Consider the following 20923-nt stretch of genomic DNA (forward strand, 5'->3'; position numbering starts at 1 on the left):
CTCATGACTTTGTTCCCGTGCTTACAACGGCGCTACGCTCTTCAATATGAAAATGAAAATGGCCAGTAGCGTCTTTTTCTAACGCTAAAATTTGCTGCTCAGGTAAGTCAATAAACTCGGCCGCAAAATCGGCAGCGATGGGTAATTCGCGTTTACCCCGATCTGCTAACACCATCAATTCCACTTGAGCTGGGCGCCCAAAATCAAATAGTTCATTTAAAGCGGCGCGCACGGTGCGCCCCGTTGAGAGCACATCATCAATCAAAATAATATGCGCGCCATTCACTTCAAAGGGTAAATGGGTTGGCATCGAGCTGGCGCTACGCATTGCGCTTAAGCCTTTTTCAGCATAATCATCGCGATGAAAGGCGACATTTATGACGCCAAACTGGGGCAGCGCTAAGTCTTTTGCTAGACGCTCGGCCAGCCAGGCTCCGCCAACCGCTAGGCCAGCCAAATAAATCATATTGCCTTGGCTCGTGCTTGAAATCAGGCTTTTGCCTGCTAAGCGCGCTTGTAGTTCGCTTAATAATTTGCGGTACAACGCTTCAGCTTTCATGCTTTATTCTGCTTTACAGGGAATGGGTTTTCTTGAAAATATTGCTCAAGAATTAAACAGGCTGCATGCGAGTCTAATTGATCTTTGATCTGGGGCGCTAAATTTGGCTCATTTTCGAGCACTGCCGAGGTATAGCGCTCGTCGACCCAAGCGACTGGCAGAGCAAACCGCCCTTGCAATTGTTGGCCAAAGCGGCGTGCCTTTGCTGTCATGGCATGCTCAGCGCCATCGGGATGTACTGGTAAACCAACTGCTAAGCGTGCTGGTTGCCACTCGACTAACAGCTTTTGAATCGCCTCAAAGCCTTGGCCTGTTTGCGTCTGGGTAATTACTGGTAAAGCTTGACTGGTCTGCGTGAGGGAGTTTCCAATTGCAACACCAATGCGGCGAATTCCATAGTCAAAGGCCATGACCGTAATGGCCTCAGGCATGCCCTGCCTCTCCCGATAAATGGGATAAATCAAAGCCTAAGGATTTCATGGTGCGCTGATAACGCTCTCCGGAAGGGGTATCAAAAATAATATCAACCATACTCTCACGGGGTAGAGGCACGTTAATCCAACCATTCAGAGCGATTTCTTCTTCGAGCTGACCGGCGCTCCAGCCTGCGTAACCTAAGGTCAGCATAAACTTTTTGGGACCACGCCCTTGCGCGACCGCTTCAAGAACATCTTTTGACGTGGTCATCGTTAGTCCACCGGGAATCGAGATCGAGGAGGAGTAGGCTAAATCAGCATCGGGCTCGTGCAAGACAAAACCCCGCTCAACTTGAACTGGGCCACCAAAATAAACTGGCTGATCTAATAAAGGGGCAATTTCTAACTTGAGTTCAATTTTGTCAAATAGACTGGCTAAATCGACTTCAGTCGGTCGATTGATCACTAAGCCCATCGCCCCTCTTTCAGTATGCTCAAAGAGATAAATAACCGCACCAGCAAAATTGTCATCAACCATGCCAGGCATCGCAATTAAGAACTGATTAGCAAGATGTTCGGCTGAATAGGAGTCCGTAGACGCTGGGTCTGAAGCTGAGAAAGCTTGATTAGACGTACTCATTGACTTTCATTTTAGCAAATCCTAAATCTTTCCGGTAAGCCAATATCCCACTAAACCAACAGTTTCATGTAAAAAAGTGGCCCATTGTTGCGCCCCATGAGTGATGTCAAAACCCGTCCAATCGAGATAACTGCGAGTTTGATAGTCCACTGGAAAAGGTAAGACAGTAATGCCTTGCTGCTTAAAAATCTGGGTTGAGCGCAGCATATGGCTGGCAGAAGTCAATAAAATCCAGGGCTGGTCAGCTCCACCTGCTTCAATGAGTAGCGGCTTTAGCAGCACCGCATTTTCATAAGTATTGCGTGAACGCCCCTCAAAATAACCGCGATGAGCACCTAAACCTTGCTCTTGAATCAGTTGTTTAAAGGCCTCGGCTTCGGGCATGCCCTGCGGCGATAAGTCGCCTGAACTTCCCGTAAAGATATAAGGTAAATTGGGATACAGACGCATTAATTCAAATGCTTTGGTTGCTCGCTCGGCAGCCGAACCTAGGGAAACCTGCTGGCGATCGCTAGTAGTATCGCCGTCAATTGCCCCGCCTAAAATAATTAAGCCACCCACCTTATCGGGCTGGAGGGTCTTTAAATCTATCGGTGAAATGGCATTTTCAAGGGCTCTTAAAGGTAATTCGGATAGGGGTAAATAGCCAATAATAAAAAATCCGATCAGCGTCATTTGCAGGAAGCGTTTGCAAAGTGCATATTTTCTTAAGAGCAAAAATAGCAAGGCAAATAAAACGCTAAGCAAAATCAAATTGAGCGGTTCAATGCAAAATTGGGTAATTTTGCTAGCAATAAAAAATAAGGTATCCATGAGCCTAATCTTAGTGGATATAGCTTGGCCAGTGCCGAATACACGCCATTAGCCAATTAGCTCTAAGATAGTGGCTATGAGCAATGGAACCTCCCGCAAAGGCCTCGTTTGGTTGCGCCGTGATTTACGTCTCTATGACCATGCAGCACTTAAGCATGCTTTAGCCGAGTGTCAAGCGGTCTATTTCTGCTTTATTTTTGACACCGATATTCTTGATCAGCTGCCGGGCCAACAGAGTAATCTCGGCCTTTCTAAATCTGCCCTGCTCAAGTTTGATCGACGCGTTGATTTTATTTGGCAAAGTCTTGCCGAAATCGACCTTGAATTGCGCAACCAAGGTAGTGGCTTAATTGTTCGACACGGTAAAGCTGTTGAGGAATTACCCCTGCTAGCTACAGCGTTGGGAGTAAGCGCGGTGTACGCTAATAGTGACTACGAGCCATCTGCAATTGCACGTGATGTAAGCATGGCTAAAACGCTTGCTAAAAATGATATTGGCTTTTATGAATTTAAAGACCAAGTTATTTTTGAGAAAAAAGAAATTCTGACGAATTCCAATACGGTATTTTCAGTTTTTACTCCCTACAAAAATAACTGGCTGCGTAGTTTGCGTGAAATTGATTTAGCCCCGCATGACTGCCTGCCAAAAGCCGGTCAATTTGCCCGTCTTCCCAAGGCTTTCGATTTAGGACTGCCTTCATTAGCATCTTTGGGCTTTCTACCCACCGGTCTCGAGCAGTATTTGCCAGCAGGTAGTAAAGGTGGAGAATTATTTTTAAATGATTTTTTAAAGCGCATTGACCAATACCAAATTGGGCGTGATTTTCCAGCGCTAAAAGGAGTGAGCTATCTTTCAACCCATCTCCGTTTTGGGACGCTCTCCATCCGCGGTCTAGTACGTGAAGCCCATCGGCGCATGTTGGCAGGGAGCTTAGGAGCAACTACCTGGCTTGGTGAACTGATTTGGCGTGATTTTTATTTTATGATTCTGGCTAATCACCCCCGCCTAGCCAATGGGGCTGCTTTTAAACCTGATTACGACAAAATAGTTTGGGAAAGTGGCCCCCAAGCAAAGAAATTATTTACTGCTTGGTGCGAAGGCAAAACCGGCTACCCATTGGTAGATGCAGCAATGCACCAACTCAACCAAAGTGGTTATATGCATAATCGCTTACGCATGGTGGTAGCCAGCTTTCTCAGCAAAGATTTAGGACTCGATTGGCGCTGGGGCGAAGCTTACTTTGCCGCCCATTTAACTGATTTTGAATTGGCTTCCAATAACGGGGGCTGGCAATGGGCGTCTTCATCGGGCTGTGACTCTCAACCCTATTTTAGAATTTTCAACCCGATTACTCAGTCAGAGCGTTTTGATGCACAAGGTAATTTTATTCGGCGCTACATACCTGCTTTAAGCAAACTCTCCAATAAATCGATTCATGCGCCATGGTTGGCTGGTCATATTGAACTTGAAGCCGCAGGAATTCTGCTTGGCCGCGATTACCCAGAACCGATCGTCGATCACGATGTCGCTAGAAAAAATACCTTAATCCGTTATAGCGTGGTGAAAAAAGTTGCCCCATAATATGTTTACTTGAAATCGTTAGAATACCCTTATGACCAAAATTTATGCGGTGGGTGATTTACAAGGCTGTTCTGCTCAGCTAGATGACCTAATGAGTATTCTGCCGGAAGGGGCTAAGCTCATTTGCTTAGGTGATTTGGTTAATCGCGGTCCCGATTCGCTGGGTACTTTACGGCGGCTGAAATCATGGCAAGAGGCAGGCAAGGTGGAGTGCATTTTAGGTAACCATGACCTGAATTTATTAGCCCGTGATGCCGGTTTGCGTGGGCCTAAGGCACTCGATACCCTCGATGACATTCTGAACGCCCCCGACCGCGCCGAGTTAATTGATTGGTTGCGCTATCGGCCAATGGCGCTGAGTAATGGCAAGGCCTTATTTGTGCACGCTGGTGTTTTACCCCAATGGGATTTACAGCAAACCCTAGAGTGTGCGAATGAAGTAGAAAAAGCCCTGCGCAAAAAAAATAATCGTGATTTTTTAGCGAATATGTATGGCAATACCCCGAATCAATGGAAATCCTCTCTCAAGGGTGTAGACCGCTTACGGGTCACGACGAATGCCCTGACCCGCCTTCGCTTTTGTACTCCACAAGGAGAAATGGAATTTGATAGTAGCGAAGGGGTTGCTACCCCACCCTTAGGTTGTGTGCCTTGGTTTAATGTACCCAGCCGCAAAACACGGAATGTGCAAATCTTTTTTGGTCACTGGTCTACGCTTGGTTTACTCGCTCGTAAAAATACTGTTTGTCTCGATACCGGCTGCGTCTGGGGGGGCAAACTAACTGCGGCTGAAATTAACAGTAGAGGCTCAAAGTTAGACTTGCTTACCGTCGATGGCTTTGATCACCCGGTAAAAATGTAATACAGGTATTTTTTACTGCGTTTCATTTTAGCGTTTGCATTGCCTGCTCAGTAGCTACCAAGACTTTGTCGATGATGGCGTTGTCATGGGCAATCGATGTAAAGCCTGCCTCATAGGCCGAAGGCGCTAAATATACCCCCTCATTCAGCATCGCATGAAAAAATTGTTTAAATTGCTCGATGTTTGATTGAGTAACAGCAGCAAAGGAGGTGGGCACCTCTTGGGCAAAATAGATGCCGAACATACCCCCAATACTATCTACCGCAAGTGGCACACCGTGTTTTTGGGCAACGGCCTGCATGCCAGACATCAGCTTTGCAGTTTGGGTACCCAAGCAGTCAAAAAAACCTGTACGGGAAATAATTTCTAAAGTCTTTAAGCCCGCTGCTACTGCCACGGGATTACCCGATAAGGTACCAGCCTGATACACATTACCTAGGGGCGCCAGCTTTGCCATGATGTCTTTTTTACCGCCAAACGCAGCCATGGGCATGCCACCACCCATGACCTTTCCCAAACAGGTGAGATCGGGAGTTATTCCTTGTAAGGATTGTGCTCCACCCAGAGCTACACGAAAACCCGTCATCACTTCGTCGTAAATAAGTACGCTGCCATACTGCTGAGTCAAATTACGCACAGCTGCCAAAAATTCTGCTGAAGGACGAATTAAATTCATATTGCCGGCAATGGGCTCGAGAATAACTGCAGCAATTTGATTGCCGTTGCACCGAAAAGCTTCTTCAAGGGCAGCACAATCGTTGTAAGGCAAGACTAAAGTGTGCTTCACCACATCTTGTGGCACACCGCTTGAGGATGGAGCATTTTGCGTTGAATCGGCAAAAGTTAATAAACCTGATCCCGCTTTAACTAAAAGACTATCGGCGTGGCCATGATAGCAACCCTCGAATTTCACAATTAGATCGCGACCCGTATAACCACGTGCTAAACGCAAAGCACTCATGGTGGCTTCTGTGCCACTAGATACCATCCGCACCTGCTCAACGCTGGGCATTAATTCACAAATACGCTCGGCTAACTCAACTTCACCGGCAGTTGGAGCCCCATAACTAAAACCAGTGGTGGCGGCCTTGTGTACCGCCTCGACCACTTCTGGATGCCCGTGCCCAACAATCATTGGCCCCCAAGACATGATGAGGTCGATATATTGTTTGCCGTCAGCGTCCCAAAAATATGGTCCCAAGGCTTTTTGAATAAACCGCGGCGTGCCGCCCACTTGCCGAAATGCCCTTACTGGTGAGTTAACTCCACCAGGGATGGTTTTTTGCGCGCGCTCAAAGAGGATTTCGTTTTGGTTCATTAAATGGCCATCATCTCAAAATCATCTTTACGGGCGCCACATTCTGGGCAAGTCCAATTCATGGGGATATCTTGCCAAAGTGTGCCAGCAGCAATGCCATCATCTGGCAAGCCAGTTGCCTCGTCATAAATCCATCCACAAATAAGACACATATATGTTTTCAATGCAAGTTACTCCAAGTACTTTTTAATTATGACAAGTCGGTTAAAAAAATCGAGGCGAAAGCACCATCAATTTACTTCGGATTCATTTTAAAACGAAATAAGCGGCACTCTAGGGGACCATTAAATAAAGGCGTGCGGCGGGACTCTTTAATCCGTAGTTGCCCAGGAAGAGCCATGTCGGTAGTTAATATAAAGACCTCCCAGCCACCAAAGTCATCTTTTAAATGCTGACCAAATTGCTGCAAGAACAAGGTAAATTGTGGGTCTAATTCAGCTTCGGCTTGTAAGGCTTTAAGCGATTCCCGGCTAGAGCGCTTAGCGCCTTGGCGGCCCGTTTCCGTATTCGCTTCATAGTAGGCGTGAACCTCATCACGATCATCTCGGTTCTCGCTATTCTCGCCTCTCCCCCCCTGAATTGCTAGACGTTCGCCATACGGTGGATTTAATAGCATGAGGGGCTCACCGCTCGACTCGCTTGCTATCGCTGGTGGCTTACTGACTAAAGCGTCAACCTGACGTACCAGAGGCATTCCTGGTAAGTGAGCACGCTGCCAATTGCCTTTACACATATTGACGAGCTGCTCATTAATATCGCTGCCGCTAATGCATAAACTTTGCGCTGTCGGAAAACGCTGTTGGCCCTCCGCCATCTGAGCTAGAGCGGCAAGACAAATATTTTCCCAATGCTGTAATTCGGTTTGCACCATAAATGGTTTTAAGCGCTGAAATCCAAAACCATCCGCGGCATTGACTAGTGGGCGATAGGCTAAGCGACTTGGTTTTGGGGTCGCCTTACCTTGACGCTCATATAAACCCGCCCGCATTGCGCCTGCTGGCACCTGCAAAGCTATTTGTGCAGCTTCAATTAAAAAAGTACCGCTGCCGCACATTGGATCAAATAAGGTTTGCCCTGCTTGCCAGCCTGTAAGGGTCAAAATACCTGCTGCTAAATTCTCTTTTAAAGGTGCGTCACCTTTCTCATCGCGCCAGCCTCTTTTAAATAAAGCTTCCCCGGAAGTATCGAGATAGACCGTTAATTGAGTTGCACTTAAATGCGCCTGAACTCGCACTTGCGGAAATGCAGTATCAATATTCGGGCGCTCACCACTCACTTCTCGCAGCCGATCGACAATCGCATCTTTAATTCGTAAGGTAGCGAAATTTAAACTTTTTAATGGTGAACGATGCGCCGTTACGTCAACCCGCAAAGTTTGTTGGGCACTAAACCAGTCTTCCCAAGCTAAACCGCGCGTTAAGCGATATAAATCATCCTCTTGGCGATAACTCGCTTCAGCCAGTTGTAACAACACTCGGCTAGCAATTCGCGCATGCAGGTTTAAGACCATCGCCCCTGCTAATGGGGCTGCTAAGCCAACTCCTCCCGTGGGGCTCGTGGGCGCTGGATCAATCAGCCATTGCCCTAGGGCCTTAGCTGCTGGCATGCTAGCAATGGTATTTAATTCCTGCGTTAAGGCGCCCTCAAGGCCGCCTGGGCAAACTACGAAAAAGCGCATGGGTCTCGCATGAAAAAATATCTCTTTTATAAAGGTTTGATGACAACTAGCGCAACCACCACAAGTAATAAGATAACGGGCGCTTCATTAAACCAGCGATACCATCGATGCGAATGGGTATTGGTACCTAAGCGAAACTGTTTTAATAATTTTCCGCAGGCATGGTGATAGCCCAAAATAATTAACACAAAGAAAATTTTAAGATGCATCCATGTCATGCCCATGCCAATGCCAAAATAGAGCCACAGCAATAAGCCCAAAAGAACCGCTGGCACCATCAAAATAGTCATAAACCGATAGAGGCGCCCCGCCATTCCTAATAAACGCTCGTAGGTCTTAGGGTCAGCTTCGCTGGCTAAATTAACAAAGATACGCGGTAAATAAAATAAACCTGCAAACCATGAAGTAATTAAAACGATATGGAATGTTTTAGTCCAAAGATAAGCGTTTCCCATAAGATCTTAACTACGAATTTCGCCATGACCTAGCACCACATACTTGAGTGATGTGAGGCCATCAAGCCCAACTGGACCGCGGGCATGGAGTTTGTCATTGGAAATACCAATTTCTGCGCCGAGCCCATATTCAAAGCCATCGGCAAAGCGGGTGCTGGTGTTCACCATCACACTAGCACTATCGACTTCGCGCAAGAATCGTTGTGCATGTGCCTCATTTTGCGTGAGAATGGCGTCAGTATGTTTGCTGCCATAGTGCTCAATATGCTCGATCGCTTCATCTAAATTAGCTACGGTTTTAATCGATAAAATTGGGGCTAAATATTCGGTGTGCCAATCTTCCTCTTGCGCATCGACTAGATTATTAAAATTGGCGCCCTCGAGCGTTTGACGAGTTGCTGCATCGACCCGTAGCTCAACCCCTTTGGCTTGATAAATGCCACATAAGGTCGGTAAGACTTTAGGTGCGATAGCAGCATTAACCAATAATGACTCCATCGCGTTACACGGCGCGTAGCGTTGGGTCTTCGCGTTATCGCAAACGCGCACGGCTAAATCAAGATCTGCATCAGCATCAATATAAATGTGGCAAATCCCGTCGAGATGCTTAATCATCGGCACTCGTGCCTCGGCCATTAAGCGGGCAATTAAACGCTTGCCGCCACGCGGCACAATCACATCGATATATTCATTCATGGTGATCATTTCACCGACTGCACTGCGATCAGTTGTGCTTACCACCTGCACTGCATCCTGCGGCAATTGGGCTGCACTTAAGCCCCTTTGGATTAAGCTGGCTAACAATGTATTCGATTCAATGGCTTCAGAACCGCCGCGTAAAATTACAGCATTACCGGTCTTTAAACATAATGCTGCCGCATCAATCGTTACATTCGGACGTGATTCATAAATAATGCCAATTACGCCTAAAGGTACGCGCATTTGTCCCACTTCAATTCCTGATGCCTGTTTTTTGTAGGGCGTAACACTGCCAATGGGATCATCTAGAGTAATGATTTTCTCGAGCCCCAAAGCCATCGTTTCAATCGATTTTTCACTCATGGTGAGGCGATCAATAAACGCAGCATCTTGGCCATTTTTTTGCGCTCTAGCAATGTCTAGTCGATTAGCAGTAAAAATCGCCGGAACTTCCTGACGAATGGCTTTGGCTATGTCGGCAAGGGCCTGATTTTTTTGCGCCGTACTGGCTCTGGCCATGATGCGGGCAGCAGCGCGGGCGCGCTGGCCAATGTCTTTCATCAGGGCTCGAATGGATTCTTGGGGTATTACGCTGGCTTGCACTGTGTCCTCTAATTGACGGCAATTGAACTTCAATACCCTAATTATTCACTATCCGACTGGGAGAGCGGAAATTACCGCCTTAGCGGAGTAAATGACCCACTAGACGTAAGCCGTCCCAGGGGTCGGCGGGTAATTCAGCGGCCGCAAGGCCTTTTGCTTGACGATCGAGGCCAGCGGCAACCTGAATAGCGCGCCTTAGCGCCTTAGCGCCAATGCGACGCAATGCTGCGGGGTAAAGCTTTTCACGGGCGCCCCAAATACGATAAGTTTTCAGTAATTGTTGAACCGACTCACCTTTGTCAGTAGCTACCTTTAACTTCGCTAACAAACGCAATTCTTCGGTCACACTCCATAAAATCAATGGCAAAGGCTCGCCTTCGCCCTTTAGCCCATCTAGCATGCGATTCAAGCGGGCCAAATCACCTGCCAACATTGCTGCTGTTAATTCGAAAATATCATAACGCGCTACCTTCAAAATTGCGGCCCGAATCTCTGCCTCACTTAACTGACCTTCTGGATAAAGCAAACCCAACTTCTGAATTTCTTGATGCGCGGCGATTAAATTCCCTTCCACCTGATCCACCATAAACTCTAAAGCGCGTTGCCCAGCTGGACCAGCCTCGACCGCTTGACCTTGTTTTTTTAAGCGGGCTGCAATCCAATGCGGTAAATAGGAGCGCTCCAGCGAATCGACTTGCACAACCATACCTGCAGCATCGAGGGCGCTAAACCAAGAGGAGGTTTTAGTTTTTGCATCAATCCGCGGCAAAACAATACACACTACTGTTTCCGGTAGTTCTGGATTCGTTTGTTGCGCCACTATTTGGGCAGCAAATTGTTTTAAGGCTTCAGCGCCATCGCGCCCAGGTTTGCCGCTAGGAATGCGCAACTCCAACCAGCGTTTATCTCCAAACAAAGACATCGTCTGTCCAACGCTTAGTAATTGACTCCAATCGAAATACCGTTCGTGCATCAATATCTCACGCTCGGTATAGCCGATTTTTTTTACTGTCGCGCGTAATTGATCCATCGCCTCCATGAGTAAAAGAGGTTCATCTCCTGATAACACATACAAACCCTGCACCTGCGCTTTGCTTCCTGCCCCTGACTTTGCCGCTGTTGCCGCTGTTGCCGCTGCTAAGCCGCTCATGTGCGCTTGCAAGGCATCAATTTTTATCATCGCCTACAGTTACTTTAGGGTTTAGTTGGTGAGGCGGGAGGAGCAGCCATATTGGGTGTCACAGATGAGGCTGGAGGTACAACCGGTGCAACTGCTGGAGCTTGCAACATCCGTGCTGAAGCCGCCACACGACGGAGCATTTGCAAGGCCAGATCACGACGCATCAACTGTAAAAACTGTTGTTGTTGGAAATCGGCCGATAACACTGTGGAGACCGTAAAGTCCATATCGCGAGTTACATAAATTTCAGCTTCGGGAACAATTTCTACGCCAGTGGTATCGAAGGCCCTAAATATCACTCGCGTTGTCAGCCGATAAGCGGTAATTTGCCCGGTGGCGTTATAAGTCAAGATATCGCGCGAATTCAGCTCACTTACAACTTCTAAAATTAAATCAGCTTCGCGAGCGTTATTAACAATTCTGGCATTACTACCAGTGGTAATTGCAGTTTCTAAATCGGCTCGCAAACCAATCGATACTGGTCCACTGATGTATATCGCTTTGAAAGGTAAATTAACCGCCCCGCGCATCTGAAAACCGCACGCGCCTAAGCCCATTAAAGTGATGCCGGTAACTGCACACAATCCAATGAGATAATTTAATGCTTGGCGGCGCGCCAACAGAGTCATGGTCTTTATCCTAATTTAAATGTTCATCGCTAAACAACGATATTAACTAATCGGCCCGGCACTACAATGACTTTTTTTGCCGACCCCCCGTTTAGAGCACGCAATGCCGCATCACTGGCTAAAGCTGCAGTTTCAATTTCCGCTGTAGATGCCTTCATGCCTACATGAATTTCACCACGGTGCTTGCCATTAATTTGCAAGACTAAGGTGACCTCTGTTTGTATTAAGGCGGCTTCATCGACTTCAGGCCAAGCGGCATCTAAGATTTCACCTTGCACTTTGGCGTACCCTAACTGTTGCCACAACACATGCGTGAGATGGGGCACGATAGGATAAAGAATTTTTAACAATAGGTCTAAGCATTCAGTTAATACTCTCGGACTGATCTGACTACTATCGGTATTAATTTTGATTGGCTCAAGCAAATTCAGCATCTTCATGGCTGCTGACACGACCGTATTATATTGCCGCCGCTGATAATCAAAATTGGCTTGCTTCAAGATGGTATACATTTCGCGCCGCAACTGCGTCTCGGCTGAAGTATAAGTTTGCTCTGCAAGATTAGTGTGGCCCGCTTGATTGACTGCGGCAATGCTGCTCGCCTGACTATTGGCGTAAAGCCATAAACGTCGCAAGTAACGCGCGGCCCCCTCAACGCCAGCCCCTGACCATTCGAGTTGTTGCTCGGGGGGCGCGGCAAACATTGTAAATAAACGCGCCGTATCTGCGCCATATTGATCAATTAAGGCCTGTGGATCAACACCGTTATTTTTACTCTTAGCCATTTTCTCAATACCACCAATGACGACCTGATGGTTTAGTTCTGTGGGCTTGATGTGTGCTGAATTTTTTAAGCGTGCGCCAGTCGGGCGTCCCTTTTCATCAAGTGTTAATTCAATATCCTCTGGATTACGCCAAATCTTTTTACCATTCGCATCTGCGGTGTAATAGGTTTCATTTAACACCATGCCTTGCGTCAATAAATTTTGAAACGGTTCGGCATATTCAACTAAGCCTAAATCGCGCATGACCATGGTCCAAAATCGCGCATACAGCAAATGTAAGATTGCATGCTCAATGCCGCCAATGTATTGATCCATCGGCATCCAATATGCCGTACGCGCATCAACCATCGTGCTAGCCTGGGGGCTCGCGTAGCGCATGAAATACCAAGATGAATCGACAAAGGTATCCATGGTGTCAGTTTCACGGCGGGCTGGTTTGCCGCACCGAGGACAAGTCACTGCTAAAAATGCGGGGTGCTTATTTAACGGATTGCCACTGCCATCAGGTACGCAATCTTCTGGCAATACAACCGGTAAATCGGCTTCTGGCACAGGTACTGCACCACATCCTGGATGCTGCTCATCACCACAATGAATCATCGGAATGGGAGTGCCCCAATACCGCTGCCGCGAAATACCCCAATCACGCAAACGATAGGTAGTCTTCATTTCACCTAGGCCTTTAGCTGCTAAATCGGCTGCTACAGCTTTGACCGCTTCTGCAAAAGACATGCCATCATATTTACCGCTATTTAAACAAACAATACCGTCCTTTTGTGCATACCAGTCTTGCCAATGGCTTAAATTAAATAAGGATGATGGTGTTTTTAAGGCGATGACTTGTTTGATGGGTATTTGGTACTTTAAGGCAAAGGCGAAATCGCGTTCATCGTGCGCTGGGACTCCCATGACTGCGCCATCGCCATAACTCATCAGGACATAATTACCAACCCACACTGGTACTTGCTCATGCGTCAGTGGATGGGTGACATACAGCCCGGTAAACATGCCCTCTTTTTCTTGGGTCGCTAAATCAGCTTCAATGACACTGCCTTTTTTGCATTTTTCAATAAAGGCGGCTAAAGCGGGATTATTTTTGGCCGCCACTGTTGCCAATGGATGTTCAGCAGCTACTGCACAAAAGGTTACGCCCATGATCGTATCGGCGCGGGTCGTATAGACATACAGTTTGCCGTCCATAATTGGCTTACGCGCTGCATCATTTGTATCTTCAGCAATGTCGTGCAAGAAAGCAAAGCGCACACCGTGGCTTTTACCAATCCAATTTTGTTGCATGATTTTGACGCGCTCTGGCCAGCCTAAATCATCTAATCCACTCAGCAGTTGATCGGCATAGGCAGTGATGTTGAGGTAATAGCCAGGTATTTCCCGTTTTTCAACCAATGCACCAGAACGCCAGCCGCGGCCATCAATCACTTGCTCATTCGCTAAGACGGTTTGATCGACTGGATCCCAATTTACAATTTGGGTCTTGCGGTATGCAATGCCTTTTTCGAGCATCTTTAAAAACAGCCATTGGTTCCAGCGATAGTAATCTGGTTGGCAAGTTGCTAACTCACGCGACCAATCAATTGCTAAGCCCATCGCGACCATTTGCTTTTTCATATAAGCAATGTTTTCCATGGTCCACTTCGCTGGTGGCACGTTATTTTGCATCGCGGCGTTTTCGGCAGGCATGCCAAATGCATCCCAGCCCATTGGCATCAAGACGTTGTAGCCCTGCATACGCAATTGACGCGCCATTACATCATTAATGGTGTAGTTACGTACGTGGCCCATATGCAATTTGCCTGAGGGATAAGGCAACATGGAACAGGCATAAAACTTGGGCTTAGGCTGGCCTGTTCGATTTAAGGCGTGCTCTATAACCAAGTAGGCATTGCTCGCAGCCCAATCGGCCTGTGCTGCGGCCTCAATGGCACGGTAATCATAATCCGGGGTCATCGTGTGCGGGCTTATATTCCTAATACATCTTGCATATCAAATAAGCCCACAGCTTGGGTTTGCAAAAACTGCGTGGCGCGTAAGGCACCTTGTGCATACGATTGCCGACTAGTCGAGTGATGGCGAATTTCGATCTGCTCGCCTTCGCCAATAAAAAATACGCTGTGGTCGCCCACAATATCGCCGCCACGTATCGCCGAAAATCCAATACTGTCAGGCTTGCGCGCGCCAGTGTGACCTGCGCGTGCATAAACAGCGATATCAGAAAGCTTTTTGCCTAAGCCGCTAGCAATCACCTCACCCATTTTCAGTGCGGTTCCTGAAGGGGCATCTACCTTGTGACGATGATGGGCTTCGGTAATTTCTATATCGTATCCCTTGCTCAATAAGCGCGTAGCTTCAGCCAGAATTTTAAGAGTTGCATTAACCCCAAGACTCATATTAGGCGCCATCACAATGGCAATTTTTTTTGCCGCTGCAGTGAGGGTATTGAGTTGCTCAGCAGTAAAACCCGTAGTACCAATGACCATTTTTACTTTTGTCTGTAGGGCAAAAGTGAGGTGCTGCAAAGTACCTTCCGGCCTCGTAAAGTCGATTAAACAGTCGGCTTGCCTAAGGCCCTGCGCGATATCAGTAGTAATAATAACGCCCGTTTTTTTGCCTAAAAACGCCCCCGCATCTTCACCCACTTGAGGGGTAGTGGCCTGCTCTAAAGCACCCACCAACTGCAGCTGGGGGTTGCCAAGAATGGCTTCAATTAGCATGCGACCCATGCGACCGGTTGCACCGGCAACGGCAATTTTGATAGTGGACTGTGTCATAAGCTTATTTTGCTTGAATATTGCTTGGAGGAGCAGTTGGATCGGGCATATCACCAGAACGGATATTGGTGACGACGGGCGCATCGGGAAGTGATGTTATCGGCACAACCCCAGAAGACTGGGCTGCCTTAGTTGCTTCGGCTGCCTTGGCAGCATTTTCTATAGCGATGGCTTGGCTTAACTCTTTCTCAAGAGGGCCGGCCGACTGCGGTGTTCTAAAGGGGGTCAAGGTACCCTCATTACCGGTAATGGGTCCACCTTGAGGGAGGCCTTGCACCAGCAGCTCTGGCTCTGCTACCGGCGCTGGACCTTTATTTGTGCCGGTTAAGTATTGCCAAAAAGTGCGCTTGCGTTTGGCATAGTTGTCGATTTCGGCAACCAACTCAGTTTCGGTTGGCAAAGCGTTACCTTCAAATTTAATAACTTTATTATCGGCAAAAATAATCGTCACTAGACGTTCCTGGCTAATTTTTTGACCTTCACGTTTAAATTCAAAGACGTAATCCCAGCGATTAGCATGAAAATAATCGGCCAATAAAGACGTACCCATAATTTGTTGTACTTGTTCGCGAGTTAAACCCAGCTGCAGTTTGGCGTACTGCTCACTAGAAATAAAATTGCCCTGCACCACGTCGGGCACATAAGGCCTAAAAATGCGATTAACCCAGTCGCGCTGAACATTTTCTACGCTTGGAATACAGCCGCTGAGGACGAAAACACTAGCCAAAGAACCCACTATGAGGGGACTAAGGAAAATCCTTAAAGCGCGAAGAAAACAGAAAAAACACATTTGCGTGGCAAGCCGTATCATTAAGTGTTTGATTTTAGCGCTTGCTTGATATGAACCACTCGACCACCCCTTCTAACCTCCGTGAAATTGGCCTGAAAGCCACTGGGCCAAGGATGAAGATTTTGCACTTTTTCCACCAAAATCCAGCCTCCCACTTCAGTGCCGAAGAGGTATTTATGGCCCTGACCCAAGAAGACCAAGAAATTGGCTTAGCTACCGTCTACCGGGTCTTAACCCAATTTGAACAAGCTGGCCTCTTATTACGTAGCCATTTTGAATCGAGCAAAGGCGATAGCCGAGCCATTTATGAATTAAACGAGGGTAACCATCACGACCATTTAGTGTGTCTTGACTGTGGTCATGTCGAAGAATTTGTTGATGAAGCAATTGAGCGCCGCCAAAAAGATATTGCTAAAAATCTTGGCTTTAAATTGCAGGAGCACAGCTTAGCGATGTATGGGCATTGCCAAAAAAAGAACTGTCGCAATAAATTAAAATAGACGTCGCCCCGATGCTGCAAGCTTGAATTGCTCTAATGCTAGTGAGCAGCCATGAGCGCTTCCGCGGCATTTAGCATTTGGGTTGAGTAACCCCACTCATTGTCGTACCAAGCCAAGACCTTCACTAATTTACCGTCCGCCGATACGCGAGTTTGAGTAGAGTCATAAATACTGGGGCGCGGATCATGATTAAAGTCGATGGAGACTAAAGGCAGCGTATTAAAACCTAAAATGCCTTTTAATTCGTTTTCACTCGCAGCTTGCAAAATCGCATTGACTTCAGCTACCGTGGTTGCGCGCTTGGGCACAAAGGTGAGATCGACGACTGAAACATTAATGGTTGGGACCCGCATAGCAAACCCATCAAAGCGCCCTACCAATTCAGGTAAAACTAAGCCAATGGCTTTTGCGGCACCGGTTTTGGTAGGAATCATGCTGCTCACTGCAGAGCGAGCACGGCGCATATCCTTGTGATACACATCGGTTAACACTTGATCGTTGGTAAATGCATGAATCGTCGTCATCAAGCCCGATTCAATACCAATTTTTTCAAGCAAAGGCTTTACTAATGGCGCCAAGCAATTGGTTGTGCAACTCGCATTTGAGACCACGATATCAGTTGGTTTTAAGACCGCTTGATTGACACCATACACAATCGTCGCATCCACATCTTTTTCACCGGGCGCTGAGATTAAAACCTTCTTGGCGCCTTGCTGTATATGCACTAGCGCTTTCTCTTTGGAGGTAAATTTACCGGAGCACTCGAGAACTAAATCGACGCCTAATTCTCCCCAAGGGGTTTCGAGCGGATTGCGAGTCGAAAACATCTTGATACGATCACCATTGACGATCATGTCATTGCCATCAATATCAACCTGCAGAGGAAAACGGCCGTGGGCCGAATCATATTGGGTTAAGTGGGCATTGACATCTAGACTGCCCATAGCATTAATTGCCACAATTTGGATGTCGCGTCTGGGTTGCTCTTCGTACAACGCGCGCAAGACCATTCTACCAATGCGCCCATAGCCATTAATTGCAATTCGAATTGTCATGCTAGTTCCTTATTCTCTTTACCTAATCGTGCTTGGCAATACATTGCTGCACTGTTTTACTAATTTGTTCTACTGTCAAGCCAAAATAAGCATACAACTCGGGGGCTGGCGCCGATTCACCGAAGGTATCAACACCATGTACCGCAGCACAACCATACTTCCACCAAAAATCAGTTACTCCAGCTTCAATAGCAATGCGGGGTACTTGAGGTGGTAACACTTGCGACTTATACGTGGTACTTTGTTGATCAAAGAGCTTGGTGCATGGCATCGATACCACCCGAATTGAGCGGCCTTGCTGAGTAAGCGCAGCAGCAGTTTGTAAAGCTAGACCAACTTCTGAGCCTGTAGCCATAATGACTGCATCGAGTTTGCCCTTGCCATCTTGTAATACGTAAGCGCCACGTTGAATCTGGGCAATTTGCTGCGCACTACGAGGTACAAAGGGGCAATTTTGCCGGCTGAAAATTAATGCGCTCGGACCATTTTGGCGCTCGAGGGCTGTGCCCCAAGCAACTGCACTTTCGGTCGTGTCACATGGGCGCCAGACCATTAAATTCGGTATTAAACGTAAGCTGGCAACTTGCTCGATCGCTTGATGCGTTGGCCCATCTTCACCCAAGCCAATCGAGTCGTGTGTAAACACAAATAAGACCCGAATTTTCATGAGTGCTGCCATGCGAATAGCATTGCGACTGTAATCGGAAAAAGTTAAAAATGTCCCACCAAAAGGAATATAGCCGCCATGCAATGCCATCCCATTCATGATGGCGCTCATGCCAAATTCGCGAACCCCATAATTAATATGGTTGCCCCACTGATTGGCGCGAACGGGTTTACAAGCATTCCAATTGGTTAAATTAGAACCCGTTAAATCGGCTGAACCCCCTATTAGCTCTGGAACAGCGGGGGCTAAGGCGGTGATGGCATTTTGACTTGCTTTGCGCGTCGCAATTGTTTCCGCCTTGCTTTGACAGAGGGCAAGATAATCACTTAAAGTTTTAGCGAAGTTATTGGCTAGCTTGCCTTGCATGCGGCGTTGCAATTCTGCTGCTAACTCGGGGTAGGCTTGGCGATACGCGGCAAATTGTTTTTCCCAACTGGCTTGTGCAGCTTTACCGCGCGCTTGAAAATTCCACGCAGCTAATAAATCTTGCGGGATCTCAAATGGGGCATGTGGCCATTCCAGCGCTACGCGCGTGGCGGCGATTTCCTCTGCACCCAATGGCGAACCATGCACTTTATCGCTACCAGCCATATTCGGTGAACCATAACCGATGGCGGTTTTACAGCAAATTAGTGTTGGCTTATCACTCTGTTTAGCCTGCTCTAAAGCGCGCGAGACGGCGGCGGCATGATGGCCATCGACATTACGCAGGACATTCCAACCGTAGGCTTCAAAACGTTGTGGCGTATCTTCACTAAACCAAGGACCTACTTTGCCATCGATGGAAATGCCATTGTCATCCCACAGCGCAATTAACTTACTCAGTTTTAAGGTACCAGCTAAGGCACAAGATTCATGGCTGATACCTTCCATTAAACAACCGTCACCTAAAAATGCATAGGTGTAATGATCAATGATGTCAAACCTCGGGCGATTAAATTCTTCGGCTAATAATTTTTCAGCTAAGGCCATACCTACCGCATTAGAAATTCCTTGGCCTAATGGCCCTGTCGTAGTCTCAACCCCTACGGTAATACCGAACTCGGGATGGCCTGGAGTTTTACTATGCAACTGCCGAAAGTTTTTTAATTCGCTAATGGGTAAGTCATAGCCAGAAAGATACAACAAGGAATACAGCAACATCGAGCCATGACCATTTGACAGTACAAAGCGGTCGCGATTGAGCCACTGTGGATCGCTCGGGTTGTGTTTTAAATGTTGATCCCAGAGTGCTACAGCAATATCGGCCATCCCCATAGGCATTCCAGGATGACCCGAGTTGGCTTGTTGGACTGCATCCATTGCTAAATGCCGAATGGCATTCGCCATGCGGATTTGTAATATTGCATTTGGGGGAGTTGGCATCGTAAGTATGGATTTCGCTATATATTAGGTAATGCCTCAATTTTATCTTCCCCCGCCTTGGACTCCCGAAAAACCGCTGAACTTATCCACTGAATTAGTGCACCACCTGCGGGTGCGGCGCATTCAAACCGGTGAAACTATCCCCATTTTTGATGGTGCAGGCATGGTGGCCAAAGCCACTATTCTTGAATTAGGAAATAAATCAGGCTTGGCTTCCCTGAGCGCTATTCGCTTAGATCGGCAGCGCGAAGCCCCTTATGCCATTACGCTGGCGCAAGCCTTAGCAGGGGGCGACAAAATGGATTGGATTGTGGAAAAAGCGGTTGAGACTGGTGTGCAATCGATCGTGCCCTTGCAATGTGAGCGCTCGCTATTAAAGTTGCTGCGGCCAAGCGATGCAGAACGGGCGGAAAAACGGCGTCTGCATTGGGCAGGCATTGTGCAAGCCGCTTGTGAGCAATGCGACCGTACCGTCTTGCCCACCCTAGAGCCCATTCAGAGTTTTGAGTCCTTCTTGACAACCAAGCCAGCGCCCGTTTTAAAACTATTACTCAGCCCCGATGCTAAAGTGCATTTGGCCGATGTTTTGGCTGCTACCCCACCGCAAAATTGTATTTTGATGATTGGACCTGAGGGTGGTCACTCGCCAGCTGAAGAAACACTAGCCATAGCTGCAGGCTACCAATTGCTGTCTTTAGGAGAGCGAATTTTGCGCACAGAAACTGCTGGAATTGTGGCGATTACAACCGTACATGCAATCTGGCGCTAATGACCTCAGCAGCTTAGGCGAAAGAATAAAATACGCGATAAGGCACGCGACGCTCCGACCAAAAATCAACTGCGTCACGGAAAACATCGAGTAAGGTTTCGCGCGCCTCTTTGTCGAACTTTTGTGTGCAAGGCAAGCCTTCGAGCACCACCACAAAGCCTGGCTGTGGACCCGCTTTATCGACCAAAGTAGTTAAAGCATCTAACAATGGGTCAAAATTCTTCGCCTGCTGTTTAGTAAACATATAGGCATTGGCAATCGACTCCAGCACTTCGCCTTTGGTCATCGCTTGCGCACAATTGGTATACACAAAGTGTTGCCCAAGCTCACTAGCAGCCTCCATGAGGTCGTTAGTCCGAAAAGCTCGGATCGATTGCACAATATTGGGACGCACACTACGTAGCATGGCAGGAGGTCCTGCGTCCCGAATGGCTAAAGCTGCACGCCAAGAAGCTGTCACTTTTTTCCCCAAAACTTGATTTGCTGCAAAGGTTTGTAAATGAGATAAACCGCCCTGCGCATAAATGCTGGCGGCCGAAGATTCAATTTCAGTTCGGTCGCTGTTATCCCATTGTTCCGCACGGCTATGGTCTTCTAAGCTTGCTGAAGAGTTATTTTCAGGAAGTGTATTCATAATGACTATAAGATTACCCCGAACCGGCGATCAAATCAAGCCTCAATATGGCAGTTTATAGCTAAGTATATGATTATATTAAATAAAATTATATGAGAGTGAAGGCTAACCTAATCCTAAAAGGGGTATTTTTGCGGC

21 protein-coding genes are annotated in these 20923 nt (G+C 47.4%); 4 read left to right on the forward strand and 17 right to left on the reverse strand.

What is annotated here, in order from left to right; genetic code table 11:
* Position 1: 1 nt before the first annotated feature.
* The 4 genes from pyrR to LZT21_RS00370 all read right to left on the reverse strand — a co-directional run bounded on the left by pyrR (position 2) and on the right by LZT21_RS00370 (position 2428).
* Positions 2 to 559, reverse strand: a complete 558-nt coding sequence (pyrR, locus tag LZT21_RS00355; RefSeq protein WP_233989066.1) for a bifunctional pyr operon transcriptional regulator/uracil phosphoribosyltransferase PyrR — start codon at positions 557 to 559, stop codon at positions 2 to 4.
* Complete coding sequence (gene ruvX, locus LZT21_RS00360; protein ID WP_233923083.1) at positions 556 to 990, reverse strand: Holliday junction resolvase RuvX; 435 nt, start codon at positions 988 to 990, stop codon at positions 556 to 558. Before ruvX ends, pyrR begins: the two co-directional genes overlap by 4 nt.
* A complete protein-coding gene (locus LZT21_RS00365; RefSeq protein WP_233923374.1) occupies positions 983 to 1522 on the reverse strand; it encodes a YqgE/AlgH family protein in 540 nt (179 codons plus the stop codon). Before LZT21_RS00365 ends, ruvX begins: the two co-directional genes overlap by 8 nt.
* 114 nt (positions 1523 to 1636) lie before the next feature.
* Positions 1637 to 2428 (reverse strand): YdcF family protein, encoded by a 792-nt coding sequence (locus LZT21_RS00370; RefSeq protein ID WP_233989067.1) that lies wholly within the window; start codon positions 2426 to 2428, stop codon positions 1637 to 1639.
* Between the two features lie 76 nt (positions 2429 to 2504).
* Here LZT21_RS00370 and LZT21_RS00375 point away from each other — a divergent pair, with 76 nt between their 5' ends.
* Positions 2505 to 4010 carry a deoxyribodipyrimidine photo-lyase gene (locus LZT21_RS00375; protein ID WP_233923085.1) on the forward strand — a complete coding sequence of 502 codons (1506 nt, stop codon included), beginning with the start codon at positions 2505 to 2507 and terminating at the stop codon, positions 4008 to 4010.
* A gap of 31 nt (positions 4011 to 4041) precedes the next feature.
* Positions 4042 to 4872: a symmetrical bis(5'-nucleosyl)-tetraphosphatase gene (locus tag LZT21_RS00380; protein ID WP_233923086.1), complete on the forward strand. Its 831-nt coding sequence runs from the start codon at positions 4042 to 4044 to the stop codon at positions 4870 to 4872.
* A 22-nt stretch (positions 4873 to 4894) separates the two neighbouring features.
* Here the strand turns inward: LZT21_RS00380 and hemL are convergent, their stop codons facing one another.
* The 10 genes from hemL to LZT21_RS00430 all read right to left on the reverse strand — a co-directional run bounded on the left by hemL (position 4895) and on the right by LZT21_RS00430 (position 15741).
* Positions 4895 to 6190: a glutamate-1-semialdehyde 2,1-aminomutase gene (hemL, locus tag LZT21_RS00385; protein WP_233934942.1), complete on the reverse strand. Its 1296-nt coding sequence runs from the start codon at positions 6188 to 6190 to the stop codon at positions 4895 to 4897.
* On the reverse strand, positions 6190 to 6342 hold the full coding sequence (locus LZT21_RS00390) for a rubredoxin (RefSeq protein WP_233923375.1): 153 nt from the start codon (positions 6340 to 6342) through the stop codon (positions 6190 to 6192). Before LZT21_RS00390 ends, hemL begins: the two co-directional genes overlap by 1 nt.
* Positions 6343 to 6425: 83 nt before the next feature.
* The gene (locus tag LZT21_RS00395; RefSeq protein ID WP_233934941.1) at positions 6426 to 7868 is read right to left on the reverse strand and encodes a class I SAM-dependent RNA methyltransferase; all 1443 of its coding nucleotides are present in this window, start codon (positions 7866 to 7868) and stop codon (positions 6426 to 6428) included.
* Positions 7869 to 7894: 26 nt separating this feature from the next.
* On the reverse strand, positions 7895 to 8323 hold the full coding sequence (locus LZT21_RS00400) for a CopD family protein (protein ID WP_233923089.1): 429 nt from the start codon (positions 8321 to 8323) through the stop codon (positions 7895 to 7897).
* A gap of 6 nt (positions 8324 to 8329) precedes the next feature.
* Positions 8330 to 9583: a glutamate-5-semialdehyde dehydrogenase gene (locus tag LZT21_RS00405; protein ID WP_233935742.1), complete on the reverse strand. Its 1254-nt coding sequence runs from the start codon at positions 9581 to 9583 to the stop codon at positions 8330 to 8332.
* A 121-nt stretch (positions 9584 to 9704) separates the two neighbouring features.
* Positions 9705 to 10805 (reverse strand): DNA polymerase III subunit delta, encoded by a 1101-nt coding sequence (gene holA / locus LZT21_RS00410; RefSeq protein ID WP_233989068.1) that lies wholly within the window; start codon positions 10803 to 10805, stop codon positions 9705 to 9707.
* 14 nt (positions 10806 to 10819) lie between these two features.
* Positions 10820 to 11434 carry an LPS assembly lipoprotein LptE gene (lptE, locus tag LZT21_RS00415; RefSeq protein ID WP_233989069.1) on the reverse strand — a complete coding sequence of 205 codons (615 nt, stop codon included), beginning with the start codon at positions 11432 to 11434 and terminating at the stop codon, positions 10820 to 10822.
* Between the two features lie 29 nt (positions 11435 to 11463).
* Positions 11464 to 14184: a leucine--tRNA ligase gene (gene leuS, locus LZT21_RS00420; RefSeq protein ID WP_233934937.1), complete on the reverse strand. Its 2721-nt coding sequence runs from the start codon at positions 14182 to 14184 to the stop codon at positions 11464 to 11466.
* Positions 14185 to 14195: 11 nt separating this feature from the next.
* A complete protein-coding gene (gene dapB / locus LZT21_RS00425; RefSeq protein ID WP_233989249.1) occupies positions 14196 to 14990 on the reverse strand; it encodes a 4-hydroxy-tetrahydrodipicolinate reductase in 795 nt (264 codons plus the stop codon).
* Between the two features lie 19 nt (positions 14991 to 15009).
* On the reverse strand, positions 15010 to 15741 hold the full coding sequence (locus tag LZT21_RS00430) for an outer membrane protein assembly factor BamE (RefSeq protein WP_370634741.1): 732 nt from the start codon (positions 15739 to 15741) through the stop codon (positions 15010 to 15012).
* A gap of 104 nt (positions 15742 to 15845) precedes the next feature.
* On the opposite strand from LZT21_RS00430, the gene fur reads away from it, so the two are divergent.
* Positions 15846 to 16295, forward strand: coding sequence for a ferric iron uptake transcriptional regulator (fur, locus tag LZT21_RS00435; protein WP_233923094.1), 450 nt, complete (start codon positions 15846 to 15848; stop codon positions 16293 to 16295).
* Between the two features lie 38 nt (positions 16296 to 16333).
* On the opposite strand, the gene gap is transcribed toward fur, so the two are convergent.
* Both gap and tkt read right to left on the reverse strand, forming a co-directional pair.
* Entirely contained in the window at positions 16334 to 17350 is a 1017-nt protein-coding gene (gene gap / locus LZT21_RS00440; RefSeq protein WP_233923095.1) for a type I glyceraldehyde-3-phosphate dehydrogenase, read from the reverse strand.
* Between the two features lie 22 nt (positions 17351 to 17372).
* Positions 17373 to 19346 (reverse strand): transketolase, encoded by a 1974-nt coding sequence (tkt, locus tag LZT21_RS00445; protein ID WP_233923378.1) that lies wholly within the window; start codon positions 19344 to 19346, stop codon positions 17373 to 17375.
* Positions 19347 to 19413: 67 nt separating this feature from the next.
* On the opposite strand from tkt, the gene LZT21_RS00450 reads away from it, so the two are divergent.
* Positions 19414 to 20151, forward strand: a complete 738-nt coding sequence (locus tag LZT21_RS00450) for a 16S rRNA (uracil(1498)-N(3))-methyltransferase (RefSeq protein WP_233923096.1) — start codon at positions 19414 to 19416, stop codon at positions 20149 to 20151.
* A 13-nt stretch (positions 20152 to 20164) separates the two neighbouring features.
* Here the strand turns inward: LZT21_RS00450 and LZT21_RS00455 are convergent, their stop codons facing one another.
* Complete coding sequence (locus tag LZT21_RS00455; protein ID WP_233923097.1) at positions 20165 to 20785, reverse strand: barstar family protein; 621 nt, start codon at positions 20783 to 20785, stop codon at positions 20165 to 20167.
* Positions 20786 to 20923 lie beyond the last annotated feature (138 nt).

Origin of the sequence: Polynucleobacter sp. IMCC 30228, assembly GCF_021395205.1 — a bacterium.
GTDB lineage: Bacteria > Pseudomonadota > Gammaproteobacteria > Burkholderiales > Burkholderiaceae > Polynucleobacter.